The sequence below is a fragment of the Coleofasciculus sp. H7-1 genome, from assembly GCF_057473865.1.
This window is the reverse complement of the sequence record NZ_JBYCCT010000034.1, coordinates 1-12,216: the sequence shown is the minus strand read 5'-3', so window position 1 is coordinate 12,216 and position 12,216 is coordinate 1. Positions and strand designations below refer to the sequence as shown.

At 46.4% G+C, this 12,216-nt stretch carries 13 protein-coding genes and 2 pseudogenes; 8 read left to right on the top strand and 7 right to left on the bottom strand.

Annotated elements, in window-relative coordinates; translation table 11 throughout:
- Positions 1–111 precede the first annotated feature (111 nt).
- The 3 genes and pseudogenes from AC2VDX_RS08345 to AC2VDX_RS08335 all read right to left on the bottom strand — a co-directional run bounded on the left by AC2VDX_RS08345 (position 112) and on the right by AC2VDX_RS08335 (position 1,883).
- A complete protein-coding gene (locus tag AC2VDX_RS08345; RefSeq protein WP_378171819.1) occupies positions 112–456 on the bottom strand; it encodes a XisI protein in 345 nt (114 codons plus the stop codon).
- Positions 444–728, bottom strand: a pseudogene (locus tag AC2VDX_RS08340) (element excision factor XisH family protein). The gene AC2VDX_RS08345 and the pseudogene AC2VDX_RS08340 overlap by 13 nt, the downstream one beginning before the upstream one ends.
- Before the next feature lie 153 nt (positions 729–881).
- Positions 882–1,883, bottom strand: a complete 1,002-nt coding sequence (locus tag AC2VDX_RS08335) for a Gfo/Idh/MocA family protein (RefSeq protein WP_378171821.1) — start codon at positions 1,881–1,883, stop codon at positions 882–884.
- A 419-nt stretch (positions 1,884–2,302) separates the two neighbouring features.
- Between AC2VDX_RS08335 and AC2VDX_RS08330 the strand changes: the two genes are divergently transcribed.
- Entirely contained in the window at positions 2,303–2,602 is a 300-nt protein-coding gene (locus tag AC2VDX_RS08330; protein WP_378171823.1) for a ferredoxin, read from the top strand.
- Positions 2,603–2,841: 239 nt separating this feature from the next.
- Here the strand turns inward: AC2VDX_RS08330 and AC2VDX_RS08325 are convergent, their stop codons facing one another.
- On the bottom strand, positions 2,842–4,542 hold the full coding sequence (locus AC2VDX_RS08325) for a SpoIID/LytB domain-containing protein (RefSeq protein ID WP_378171825.1): 1,701 nt from the start codon (positions 4,540–4,542) through the stop codon (positions 2,842–2,844).
- Between the two features lie 218 nt (positions 4,543–4,760).
- On the opposite strand from AC2VDX_RS08325, the gene AC2VDX_RS08320 reads away from it, so the two are divergent.
- From AC2VDX_RS08320 to AC2VDX_RS08300, 5 genes are all read left to right on the top strand, one after another.
- Entirely contained in the window at positions 4,761–5,024 is a 264-nt protein-coding gene (locus AC2VDX_RS08320) for a ParB N-terminal domain-containing protein (RefSeq protein WP_378171842.1), read from the top strand.
- A gap of 166 nt (positions 5,025–5,190) precedes the next feature.
- Positions 5,191–5,742, top strand: a complete 552-nt coding sequence (gene dps / locus AC2VDX_RS08315; RefSeq protein WP_378171827.1) for a DNA starvation/stationary phase protection protein Dps — start codon at positions 5,191–5,193, stop codon at positions 5,740–5,742.
- A gap of 245 nt (positions 5,743–5,987) precedes the next feature.
- Positions 5,988–6,599, top strand: a complete 612-nt coding sequence (gene grpE / locus AC2VDX_RS08310; protein ID WP_378171844.1) for a nucleotide exchange factor GrpE — start codon at positions 5,988–5,990, stop codon at positions 6,597–6,599.
- A gap of 131 nt (positions 6,600–6,730) precedes the next feature.
- Positions 6,731–7,273, top strand: a complete 543-nt coding sequence (locus AC2VDX_RS08305; RefSeq protein ID WP_378171829.1) for a Dps family protein — start codon at positions 6,731–6,733, stop codon at positions 7,271–7,273.
- 60 nt (positions 7,274–7,333) lie between these two features.
- Positions 7,334–7,825, top strand: coding sequence for a hypothetical protein (locus tag AC2VDX_RS08300; RefSeq protein WP_378171831.1), 492 nt, complete (start codon positions 7,334–7,336; stop codon positions 7,823–7,825).
- A gap of 262 nt (positions 7,826–8,087) precedes the next feature.
- Here the strand turns inward: AC2VDX_RS08300 and AC2VDX_RS08295 are convergent, their stop codons facing one another.
- Positions 8,088–8,864, bottom strand: a complete 777-nt coding sequence (locus tag AC2VDX_RS08295; RefSeq protein ID WP_378171832.1) for a DUF1350 family protein — start codon at positions 8,862–8,864, stop codon at positions 8,088–8,090.
- Between the two features lie 103 nt (positions 8,865–8,967).
- Between AC2VDX_RS08295 and AC2VDX_RS08290 the strand changes: the two genes are divergently transcribed.
- Positions 8,968–9,873, top strand: coding sequence for a Uma2 family endonuclease (locus AC2VDX_RS08290; protein ID WP_378171834.1), 906 nt, complete (start codon positions 8,968–8,970; stop codon positions 9,871–9,873).
- Between the two features lie 96 nt (positions 9,874–9,969).
- Here AC2VDX_RS08290 and AC2VDX_RS08285 read toward each other — a convergent pair whose 3' ends face one another.
- A complete protein-coding gene (locus AC2VDX_RS08285) occupies positions 9,970–11,253 on the bottom strand; it encodes a tetratricopeptide repeat protein (RefSeq protein ID WP_486928146.1) in 1,284 nt (427 codons plus the stop codon).
- Positions 11,245–11,361 (bottom strand): annotated as a pseudogene (locus AC2VDX_RS08280) (tetratricopeptide repeat protein); the annotation flags it as partial. The pseudogene AC2VDX_RS08280 and the gene AC2VDX_RS08285, both read right to left, overlap by 9 nt.
- Before the next feature lie 77 nt (positions 11,362–11,438).
- Here AC2VDX_RS08280 and AC2VDX_RS08275 point away from each other — a divergent pair.
- Positions 11,439–12,216 (top strand): IS630 family transposase (locus tag AC2VDX_RS08275; RefSeq protein ID WP_486928145.1); only part of this gene is annotated, 778 nt, incomplete at its 3' end.

Sequence of the window (12,216 nt, the reverse complement as noted above, 5' to 3'; positions counted from 1 at the left end):
TACAATGCCTCTCACCTTTATTCACCAATGGGAGGCGATCGCTGACTCCAGTGTATTCTCGAATTTGATGCAGAAATTCACATGAGTTTAATCTTTGGTTTATAGACGCACTCATAGGTTTAAAGCTACTGCAAACCCTGTATGCTTCATCATCCGGGGCGATTTGAAACCTAGAACAATGCGCTCTTTTGGGATACCTGCGTTTAGCAGTTCATTAGAGATGCCATCTTCCGTACCATCTCGATGAATCCAGATTTTGCCATTGATAATCTCGATATGAATGATACAGCCGTGAACCTGCCGAACTCCTTCCCATCCAACGATCATCAATAGATAGCGATCGGAACCGGAATCAAACACAGTATGTCGTTCGATCTCTCCGTAAGCATAAGGAATTTGCGCGTATTCGGATATTATTTTTTGAATAATCTGCCGATCTTGCTCTAAAGTATCCATTTAACGATAACCTCCACATCAGAATTGAAAACCAACAGACGGACACGATTGTTTTTTAACAAAAGTTCGCCGAGAGGTTCTTCAAACAGTCCGGTGCCAACTTCTTCCGATACTGCTAAATAAAGCTCTCAGTTGGGTTCAACTTGGGCTAGAACATCATGATACACAATATACTGACCGAGAGCTTTGTCCAGATCGCTCATTTCAGATTGAAAGCTTTTTTGGTGTGCCAGCAATTTGTTATTTGGATTATACAATATCTGTGTATGCACTATCACAGAAAGCGATCGCCATTGTTTTATTAGTCAATCAACCAGAGGAGCGATCGCATCTTTTCACCTATTCATCTTTTCACTAGATAACAGGAGATTAGGGTGAAAAACGCGATCGCATTCTTACTTAATTTATGACTACCCTGAAAGCGTTTAAAATAAAATTGTCTGCCCAGTTTCTGCTGAACGACGGGCGGCATCGGCAACTTTGAGGGCGTACAAGCTAGCCTCTGGGGTGACATATAGCGGCGTGCCTTCAATCAAGTGGTCTAAAACCATGCTGGTGTCTTTGGCAAATAAACCCCGACGCCCTCCCACTTCAATCGGTGTTGTCTCATTCTCTTTGACTAGCTTGCCTTCATCTCCATCAAAAATTAATCCCCCCTGTTCTCCGTGAACCTCAAAACTTCGGGATGGTTGCCAAAGATTTTCCCCTTTTCCATAAATCACCTCTGCAACCACGCCGCTGCTAAACTTTAGCTGGGCTGTGCAAAGACAGGATTGGTAGAACGCCCCCTCGCCCCAATACCGCGCTTGACAGCTGACGGTAGCAACGGAACCAAATAAATCTATCAGGCGGTGGATGCGAGAGAGGGCACCGCACAGGGGAAAGCCAAATAGTTCTGGGTGATAAGTCCAGCGTTGGGGTGCGGGGTGCTGGGGATTGATGGTGCTGTAGCGGGCGTAAAAGACTTCTCCGATTGCGGGTAAGGATTGCCGCAGTGCTTGATGCAAACCGCCCAAAATTTCTATATGCTCGACGTGCAGGAGTTGCTTGCGATCGCGTGCGAGTGCGATCGCTGCTTCTGCTTCGGCAACGTCCAAGCATAGGGGATATTCTACAATAACGTGTTTGCCAGCTTCAAGTGCGGCACGCGCGATCGCTCCATGCTGCTGGTTCACCGTGCAGATGACGACCAAATCTACATCCTCACGCCCCACTAACTCTTCCCAAGATGAAACGGCTTGGCAAGAGTAGGTTTGACCAAATTCCTCTGTTCTCGACTGGGTATGTCCGGCAACGGCTACTAGCTGGGTTCTATCTTGGGATTGCAGTGTTTGCGCCCGTAGTTTAGCCGCATATCCGGTTCCCACCAGCCCGACACCTATTGGGAGCTTGCCAGACCACGCAGGATGAGAGACTGATGTTGGCATTATAAAAATGTGTTGTTGCTAACAGTAAAAGATCATCCGGTCATTAGTATTTAAATTTTTCAGTCCATCTGTCTGAATTTAAGGATTAATTGTTGTTATTAATTCTTTCTATAATTACAGCTAATATATTTACCCCGAAGCAGGTATCTGGATGTTCTGAAGGAATTATCAGATGAACATAGTATCACTGCTCTACCATTCCATTGATAAGTATAAGTAATTAGGATTGAATCTTAAAAGTTTATTACGAATACCATTCACACCATCTCTTGATCTCGTGTTGAAGGCTCTGGTTTTTCCCGTAGTATCTAAAGAGGAAGTGAACCTAGTAAGCAAACCTTTACCTGAGCTTAGTCAAGCTGGGAAGGTCGCTCTACTCTGAATTACCCGCCATTCCGACTACTTGAGAGGAACGCTACATGGCTGCTTATAAAGTAAGATTAATTAACGAAGCCGAAGGGCTGGACACCACGATTGAAGTTGAAGGCGACGTCTATATTCTTGACGCCGCAGAAGATCAAGGTCTCGATCTGCCCTACTCCTGTCGCGCTGGTGCTTGTTCAACCTGCGCGGGCAAAGTGATGGAAGGTGATATCGATCAATCTGACCAGTCTTTCCTGGATGACGATCAGATTGAAGCTGGCTATGTCCTGACTTGTGTGGCTTATCCCAAGTCGGATTGCACCATTATGACCCACCAAGAAGAAGAACTGTATTAAGAAAACCAGTTAGCGGTCGGTGGTCAGCGATCGCTCATCAGAAAAAACAACGCACAACTGATACAAGTACAAGACGCGCTATCATCGGCGTCTTTTTTAACCAGCAACTAACTTGTATGGGCGGGTTGCTCGATAGGATTGACTATTTACAGATATCTGGATTAAACCCGCCGCCAAATAACTGACAACTTCTAAGCTTTTTAGCAGGGGCACTCTCAAGCGTCCCTGCTTGATTGTTTTCAGGAGTTGGGCAACGCTTTTGTGTTTTGATCCGGGCCGAAGGTGATGGACTGGTTGAGAGGCTGAATTTGGGCACCGGGATAGTAGAAGTTGAGAATCTGCTGACTTGACCAACCCACTTTAGCTAAATTAAATGCGCCAGTTTGACTCATGCCAACGCCATGCCCCAATCCGCCCCCAATAAAGGCATAACCTTTTAGGGTTTTGTCTGCGCCGTAGATAGGCTGTAGGTAGAAAAGCGTGCTGCGGGGTGCCCGGAAGGCACTGCGGACATCATCTTTGCGGATTTCAACCGCGCCGGTGTCGGTTTGTACTGCCAGTCGGATAATCCGTCCGGAGGGCGATCGCTCTACCACCCGCAATTGCTTAATTGTTTTAAAGCTGGTATGGGGAGTCTTCGTCCGCTTCAGATAAAGCTGCAAATCCTGGTTAATCTGGGCGATACTGCTGGCTTTACTCCAGCGAAACCAATTGCCGCCGGTTTCGTGAAATCCTTGTTTGAGGCTGATGAACCGCTGAAAGTTTTGTTCTTGAGCCAAAGAAAACTGCGACAGGTTCCAAATTGTCCCAGATGAATCCAGCACGGCTTGGAGATACGGGCGATCTGGGCCATTCCAGACATCATTAAAGGGCGCACTGATGCCACCGCTGGTACTCGAATAAAGGGCATCCACCAGTTCATTCTGGTAAGTTAGCACTTGACCTTTGGTCGCCGCGATCGCTTTGTCTGTCGTCGGTACGGTGCCGGTGAGACCCTTGTAAACTTGGCAGTGGGTGTCCGCACACAGTTCGTACCCATCCACGATAAACCGCCGCAAGTTTCGCAGCGCATAAGTCCGAGCAATGATTGCCTGTGCCTCAGCTGCCGCATAGGGGGCACCGCCATCCAGTTCGTGCGGTACGACGCCCCGCAGATAAGTTTCTACGGGTACCTGATTTACCAGAGTGTAAGTGCCGTAGGCGTTCGGTTGCAGCCGCAATGAACCAGCGTAGAGAAAGCTATTTTTCCCATTTTTGCCTTTTGTTACCTGGATCGGGTTTTTGCCAGGGATAATCTCTATCTGGTCGCGATCGTACCGAAAACCATTCACCACGAGGGACGCTTTTGGCACTTTCTGCAAAATTTCCGTCTCCAAAAACGCAGCGCGATCGCCTTGAGCTTGGAGGTTCTGCAACAGCCAGCGTCGCACTAAAGGCGTTTTGTAAACATCGCGTTTTGCCCACACCTGCCAGCGTTCCGGCTGCGCCACCTCAACCTCAATTCCCTTGGCTTGCCACGCTTTAGCACTGTCTTCAGCCGTCTCAAAGCTCCGGTAAATGCCCAGGACAAGCCGTTCCTCTAACGCCGGTGCTGGTAGGGGTTGCATGGTCACTTCTAGCTTGGCACTGGTGGTTTGTAGGGTTTGTTGGCGACCGCCCGTATCAAAGCGCACCATCAAGCGATCGCCCGATGTTGCCTGCAACGTCATTTGGTCGGGTTCGTCACCAAATCGCTGCACAACCCCCACTTTCAGTTCCACATCTTTGCCACTGGGTGCCGGTCCAGACGCCGCTGTGAGTCCAATCAGCCCAAACACCGTCAAAATGGTGCCAGACCAGTGGCTTAACCGTTTTCCCGTCGCACCTGGACGAGTGAATTTCCGACTTTGCGGTTTGGTTTTTACCAAAATCTGCCTCAAGGTGCATCCCTTTTTTTGCATGGACTATCTGAGGATAGAAGATTTTTTTTCAAAGCTGACTTTATATTCAGTTTCAAACTACGCAGCTAGTTGTTCCATCTATTGTGATTGACTCCCGGACGAATGGATCGGGGATGAACCACAATCTTCAGCTTAATTTAAAATGCCTAGTTGCCAAAATGAAGTCATTATGAGTATGATTTAGAAAGGAACAACAGATGGAGACAGCCACTCGTCCTATGGTAAGGGTGCAAGAGATACCCCTGCGAAAGATTCATCGTCCTCTGCCGCGACAAACTGACCAAGCCAAAGTAGCGGCTTTGATGGAATCCATTCAACAAATGGGTCAGCAAGAACCTATCGACGTGCTGGAAGTAGATGGAGAATACTATGGTTTCTCCGGCTGTCATCGATTTGAAGCTTGTCAGCGCCTAGGTCAGGAAACGATTTTTTGCCGCATTCGCCGCGCCCCGCGCTCTGTTCTCAGAATGCATTTAGCTTGAGCATCAAAACCAAGGCTGGTTGAAGCTTTTCAGCTCCACATTTTAGTGGGTGCCGCGAATCAGTATCCGCGATCGCGGTCAGTATTGTCCTCGGCGTGCAAAGATAAGCTACGAAAGCCGTCTGCGTGCTTTTCTATACACTTCCATCTAAAAGGATCAAGGCATAATGAGTAGTATCAATCATCATCAACGTCTCTACCCGACTAGCATTGACATCGCCGCAGAAACTCGCTCTAAAGTAATTGAGCTTCTCAACCAAACTGTAGCAACCACCCTTGACCTAAAAACGCAGGTAAAGCAAGCGCACTGGAATGTCAAAGGGATGGACTTCTACCAGTTACACCAACTTTTTGATGAAATCGCCACTGAGTTGGAAGAATTCACCGATCTGTTTGCCGAAAGAGTCACCGCTCTAGGGGGATTGGCAATGGGAACGGCTCGGATGGCGGTGGCTGCGTCTATATTGCCAGAGTATCCGGTTGATATCATCGACGGCAAAGACCATATTATCGCTTTGGCGGAACGGTTTGCACCTTATGCCAAGTCGCTGCGCCAAAATATTGATGCTTCAGCCGACTTAGGCGATGCCGATACCGCAGACCTTTACACAGAAGTGTCTCGCACGATTGATAAGCGGTTGTGGTTCTTAGAAGCGCATCTGCAAACTGGAACGCTAACCTCTGTTGGCACAAGACAAGCAGTTGTCAGCAAACACTAAGGCTGACAGCAGGGGCGCACAGCTAGTTGTATGCCCCTAAGAGCTTTCAACACAGGACTTACGCAAAGCTTATACATATAGCGTTCTTGTCGGTTCAATCCCCTTGTGGTTGCCCTCAAATGTGGTGATGTGCGGCGAGTCCTACAACAATTAAAGGGCACCTGCGGGGGTTAACTAAAAAAGCAAACGTGGTAAACAAACCAGATTCTGTGCAGCAAGATTTCGCCCACCAGTTGCAGCAACTTATGCAACTGGTGGGGATTTCCAGTTATAAAGCCTTGAGTCGGCAAGCTGGAGTTTCAGAACGACAAGTAAAGCGACTGCGGCTGGGACAAGTTTCGCAGATGCGAGTAGAAACCCTAATCAAGCTCTCCAAAGCGTTGAAAGTGTCAGCAAGCGAGTTACTGACGAGCTTTGGGGATAGGATTCCAGCGCTCTTAGAACAGACAAATCGGGAGCATGAGTTGGCATCTTTACAGCAAGAGTATCAGCGGCTGCGATCGCTCTTAGAACAGCAGCGAGAGACTTTAATGCAAGAATTCCAGATGTCGAGTCTGCAAGTTTTAGAATCTTTTTTATTGTATTGGCCTACCGCCGCCGCCGCAGCTCAGGAGAATCCCCAGATGGAAGCGGTGAAATTGCTGCCATTAGTCCGTCCCGTGCAACAGCTGCTTTCTCAATGGGGAGTAGAAGCGATCGCATCTGTCGGTGCAGAACTCCCTTACGATCCGCAGTTCCATCAACTCATCGCCGGAACTGCTCAACCTGGAGAAACCGTGAAAGTCCGTAATCTCGGCTACCGCCAAGGAGAGAAACTTCTACACCGTGCCAAAGTCAGTGCTATATCCAAAGCCTGAGCCTCTTGAGCTGACTACGCTCAAACCCACGCAATATCAAGCGCTCGACTAATCTCCCCTTTGGCTGATGAATCCCCTGTATAGATTTGTTGCACTGGTAAGAGTGAGTATCGCTGGAAAACACAACAATTATGCGTCCTTTAAACATAGGTTTAACAGAAGAGCAGCGTCAAGGCGTGACCGATTTATTAAATAAGGATCTGTCGGATGCCTACCTGCTATTGATCAAAACCAAAAAGTACCACTGGGATGTCGTCGGTCCTCAGTTCCGCTCCCTGCACCAACTATGGGAAGAACACTATACCGCTTTGACGGAAAGCATTGATGCGATCGCTGAGCGAGTTCGCGCCTTAGGTGGTTATCCCGTAGGAACTGCGGAAGGCTTCCTGAAGTACGCTTCTATCAAAGAAGATCCGGGTAGTCTTCCCAATGCTTTTCACATGGTAGAAAACCTCGTGTCCGATCACGAGCAGGTTATCCGCAATCTGCGCGAACACATCGATCAGTGCGGTGATGACTTCCACGATCAAGGTACCGCTGATTTCCTCACCGGCTTGATGGAACAGCATGAGCAAATGGCTTGGATGTTGCGTTCCTTCATCGAAGGTGAATCTATTCAGCCAGATGGCAGACTCTCAGCAGAAGGTTTGAAAGTTCCCGTCAATATGAAGTAATTCATTCGGAAAAGTAGACACTGAGGAGGTAGATTAAGTTCTACCTCCTCAAATTTTTTTATGCAGCCAGAACTTAGTCGTACTGAAGCAATTAAATTAGCTAAAAAAGTAGCAAATTCACTTCCATCTCCGCCACGAATTTATCACAATGAGAATGGGTGTGTTCAATTATGGCCCGATTACCCTAGTTCGGAAAAGATTTTACCTTTACAAGAGTATCCAAGCGGTACGCCAACTTTCCCGTCTTCATTTAAGGTAAAGCTTCTCACTATTACCTTTGAAGGCGAAGCTGCTAAACAACAGAATGATTCGTTCACTTTAGTTCAAAAATTAAAGAACATAATCTCTCCCCAAAAAAACAATTCCTCCGTTGACTTACTTCTGGGAGGAAAAAACGTAATTTTTTTTTGTAACTGGGAAGGACGGGCAGCAGATTATCAACATACTTGGTGGTTTTATGTTTCTCCAGACCGTCAAGTTAAATTTATTCTTGAGTCAGGAGATAATTTAACTTCCTACTTTGATTATGAGCGGATGCCTTTGCCTTGCTGAAATAAACGATAAAATTAGTAGGACTTTCGTAGCTAGTTGACGCTCAAGAAAGAAAAGCACAATCATAGATTGTGCTTTTCTAGAGCAATCCCATTTGAGTTATGAAATGCCAGCGGTGTCAGCTTCCCGGCTTATCTGAGAAGTCGGGGAGCTTGCCTTTAGGAATCATTTAGGACTGCTATAGCAGGATGTTTCTTTCTTGCCTTATTCGGTCTACACGCGGCAGTTTTACCACTGCTACTACTAAATTTTCAAGTAATTGTTAAGCAGGAGAGAAAGGCTGTAGCCAGCGTCCAATTTCTCGTTTCAACAAATTCAACTCTTTGTATAAGATTTCTTGCTTCACCCATTGACCAACAGCATCAAACGGTGTGAAGTCCTTCCCCGCTTGCCAATTGACATCTTGACCAAGAGGTGTAATATGACTTCCTGGTAGCATTTGCATCGCTACCATCCCCGAAAAGCGCTTTTGCAACAACTCAGATAAGCCAGTTGATTGGTCAAGCGTATCGTTAGAAAATTTAATCAGTAAATTGCGCGGGACACTGTATTTATCAGCGATCAGCTTGTTAGTTTCTATCGGCGAAGGTGTAAACTCGACATTAAAAGCTGGGCTGAAATTAAACTGCTGCACAAATGGGATGGCGTCGCTTGCGGCGTAGTTGTTAAAGGAAATCAGGATATTCCCAGCACGTTCGACCGAAAAAAGACTACCGATGAGCAAATGCAGTTTGCAACCCATGCTGTGTCCAAGTCCGTAGATTGGGAGATATCGCCGCCGCAATAGTGATTTTGTCCGCAATTGTTCTAAGGCGCTATTGAAGCTCAGGAGAACGTTGCCAGCGATCGCGCTATGATCGAGCGTATTCACAAACGGCGTCGCAATCACCGCATACCCTTGATTCCCCAGTTGTTCTAATAACCAGCGATAAGTCAGATGGGGTGCAGCCGCCACAAATGCACCCCCCAGGAAATGCACAACCCCAACGGGATGCTGGGGAATTAACACCCAATTACCGGATATTTCTTTCCAGTCCATGAACAAAGCGCGTTGTTAATACTTCTTCATCTTAAAGCTTGCTTGGCAGAGGTGGGGAGCGTTAGCTTTAATCCAAAATCCAAATCAAAAATCTAAAATTGGTATGACTATCCCAACTCACCTGCCACCCCAATCAGATCCGCCCCTTTCCCCTCGCAAGACCTTGCCAACGATGTACGATCTTCCCAGTGAAGAGGTAGGGGAACCGGGTTTGCCAGACGAATTTCACCTGCACCAGTCGCAAATACTAGAATTAACGTTTCGACCTGCTAACTGGGATGCCGAGCTAGTATTTATTGGCTGTGACCTCAACCTCTATTATGATCTTACTCATCCACTTTGGTATAAACGCCCGGATTGGTTTGCCGCTGTGGGGGTGTCCCGATTATATGAGGGACACGATTTGCGTTTAAGTTATGTTTGCTGGCAAGAAAAGGTAAACCCGTTTGTCGTAGTTGAGTTACTGTCTCCTGGCACAGAAGCAGAAGATTTAGGCGAGAATGAATTTGAGATAGGGAAACCTCCTAGAAAGTGGGAAGTCTACGAACAGCTTTTGCGGGTTCCTTACTATATAGTTTTTAGTCGCTACACAGATGAAGTTCAAGTATTTCGCCTTAGCGGCGGACATTACGAACCTGTAGAAATGACCGAGGGGCGTTTGTTGATTCCGGAGTTAGAGCTAACTTTAGGTTTGTGGCAAGGTAGCTATAAAAATCTCAATCGTCTGTGGTTACGGTGGTTTACAGCTGATGGGGAATTGATTCTCGCACCGAAGGAAGCAGAGGAACAACAACGCCAACGGGCGATTGAGGCGGAAGCACTGGCAGAAGCGGAACGTCAACGAGCAATTGAGGCGGAAGCACTTGCAGAAGTGGAACGCCAACGAGCAGAAGTGGAACGTCAACGAGCAATTGAGGCGGAAACCCTGGTACAAACGGAACGTCAACAGAGAGAACGTTTGTTGCAAAAATTGCAAGAGATGGGGATTGATTTAGATCGGTTGCAGTAAAAGTAGAGCGAGTAGCAGCTAAAAGCAGAATACGCTTGGCGGCGATCGCTCTTTTGTGATCTAGCTATCGTATCTTCATCTTGTCAACCACCCGCATCAAATGCCCCAGTTTTGCAACTGTTTCATCACTAAATCCATGCGTTCGGCATAACCGGAACTAGCCGTTTCTATATTGCCACTCTTCCCATCCATCAAGCCTTCAACTACAACCCCTACAACGTAATTGTGCTGGTTTAATAAGGGACTACCAGAATTGCCAGGGGCTATTGCAACTGTTATCCCTAACCCCCGTTCATCCTTACCACTAACTTTTCCTTTAGCTACTGTCCAGTGACTGCCTGTGCCAGGGTGTCCGATGACGCAGATAGGTGTGCCAGGGGAAATGGAGGCTTTCGACATCGGCAACGGTTGAATATCCTTGGGTACATTACTGACCTCCAGCACTGCTAAATCTAAGGAGTCACGCGCTGCGGTAGTTTTGGCAATTTGGGCGCTTTCCCGACGGCGAAATTGGCTAGAGAGTGGTTGACTATAAAACTCAACCTCAATTTCCCCAGTGCGGTAAGGGATGTATTTATCTGTTACCACATGGCGATTAGTCACAATCCAAGCTTTATCACCCTGTCGCTTTACCACCCATCCCGTGCCCCAAGCAATACCAGCAGGACTTTTGTGAATAATTCGCACGACAGAGCGTTTCAGGGAAACTAAAGGATCTTGTTTTTGACTAGGCAAGTGTTCTGGAAGCAAAAGCAGTTGCGGATTTTGCCGCCACGCCAATAGCCGCTGCGCTTCTTTAAGATTATTTTGTAACCATGTATCGCTTGGTTCTAATGCGATCGCTTGCTTAAACTGCCCAATCGCTGCTTCTAACTTTCCTTGCTGCTGTAGCGTATTACCTAAATTATTGTAAATATAGGCATTCTTAGGGTCGAGTTGGATGGCTTGTCGATAAGCTGTCAGTGCCTCTGAAAATTTACCCTGGTTATTTAGCACCCTACCCAAATTGTTGTAACCAATCGCATTTTTGGGCGCGAGTTGGATAACTTTGCGATAAGCGACAAGCGCCTCGTCGAAATTCTTCTGGTGAATAAGCGCATTTCCTAAATTTCTATAAGTCTTGGTAAATTTAGGCGCGAGTTGAATGGCTTTTTGGTAAGCTGCGATCGCTGCTCTATATTGCTCTAGTTCCATCAGCTCTATGCCTAGATTGTTGTAAGCATAAGCATAATTAGGGTCAAGTTGGATGGCTCTCTGGTAAGCGGCAATTGCCGCGAACCCTTGCTCTTGGTTAGACAGTTTAATACCTAAATCGTTGTAAGCAGATGCGTTGTTAGGGTTGAGTTTAATTGTTGGATTAGCGGCGATCGCGTCTTGCAATTGCTTGTATTCCCTCAGTACCTCAGATAGACTTTTGTTAGCAGAAGTATTGCTAGGGTCAAGTTGGACGGCTTTTTGGTAAGCGACGATCGCTTCTGGGAATTTCCCCTGTTGTTTTAGGGTAAGCTGTTATGCATTTAAATAGGGTATAATGGAAAGCTTAATTAAGTCAAATGAGTGCAGAAATGCCAGCGAAGAATCATCTCAATGCAGAGCAACTAAAGAAACTACACTCAGCCTTAAAAAAGGAAGAGAATGGAGATATTAGAGAAAGAATTCTCATTCTATTATTGCTCAATGACGGAAAAACACAAGCTAAAATTGCCGAATTTCTGGGTTGCTCTTTCAATAAAGTATCATACTGGTGTGTTCATGGAGACCCGGAAAATCTAGAAAGTTTAAAAGATGATCGAATGAAGGGAAACCATAAAAAAGCAACAGATAAATACATAGAAATATTATTAGAAACTATAGATAAAGAACCCCAAGAACTGGGATACGAGTTTGGGCGGTGGACTGCTCAAAGATTAGCAACTTACTTAGAGGAAAGAACCGGAATTAAATTAAGTGGCTCACAGGTACGGAGGATATTAGAGCAAAAAAAGTACGTCTACCTTTGGGCAAAATATAGCTTAGAGGCTCAGAGAAATCCGGAAAAGAGAAAAGCCTTTAAGAAGAAGATAGAAGAATATTTAAAAATAGAGAAAGAAACTCCAGAACGATTACAGGTTTGGTTTTGGGACGTTAGCGTAGCGGTCGCGCGTACCCGCGCGACAAGTGGATTTAGTTTAAGAGTTACCCGAAGAAAGACTTGGTGTAAAAAAGGAAGCCGAAAACAGGTCAGAGGAGACAGAAGGAGAGGAAGAATTACTGCAATGGGAGGACTAAGGTACTCAGACAAGAAAAGATTCGTCGAGTTTCTCGATAAAGGTAATGCTGAAAATTTTTACAACGTCCTAAAAA

Coding starts and splice junctions, on each gene's coding strand:
- AC2VDX_RS08345 (WP_378171819.1), bottom strand. CDS start 456: ATGGATACTTTAGAGCAAGATCGGCAGATTATTCAAAAAATAATATCC.
- AC2VDX_RS08335 (WP_378171821.1), bottom strand. CDS start 1,883: ATGCCAACATCAGTCTCTCATCCTGCGTGGTCTGGCAAGCTCCCAATA.
- AC2VDX_RS08330 (WP_378171823.1), top strand. CDS start 2,303: ATGGCTGCTTATAAAGTAAGATTAATTAACGAAGCCGAAGGGCTGGAC.
- AC2VDX_RS08325 (WP_378171825.1), bottom strand. CDS start 4,542: ATGCAAAAAAAGGGATGCACCTTGAGGCAGATTTTGGTAAAAACCAAA.
- AC2VDX_RS08320 (WP_378171842.1), top strand. CDS start 4,761: ATGGTAAGGGTGCAAGAGATACCCCTGCGAAAGATTCATCGTCCTCTG.
- dps (WP_378171827.1), top strand. CDS start 5,191: ATGAGTAGTATCAATCATCATCAACGTCTCTACCCGACTAGCATTGAC.
- grpE (WP_378171844.1), top strand. CDS start 5,988: ATGCAACTGGTGGGGATTTCCAGTTATAAAGCCTTGAGTCGGCAAGCT.
- AC2VDX_RS08305 (WP_378171829.1), top strand. CDS start 6,731: ATGCGTCCTTTAAACATAGGTTTAACAGAAGAGCAGCGTCAAGGCGTG.
- AC2VDX_RS08300 (WP_378171831.1), top strand. CDS start 7,334: ATGCAGCCAGAACTTAGTCGTACTGAAGCAATTAAATTAGCTAAAAAA.
- AC2VDX_RS08295 (WP_378171832.1), bottom strand. CDS start 8,864: ATGGACTGGAAAGAAATATCCGGTAATTGGGTGTTAATTCCCCAGCAT.
- AC2VDX_RS08290 (WP_378171834.1), top strand. CDS start 8,968: ATGACTATCCCAACTCACCTGCCACCCCAATCAGATCCGCCCCTTTCC.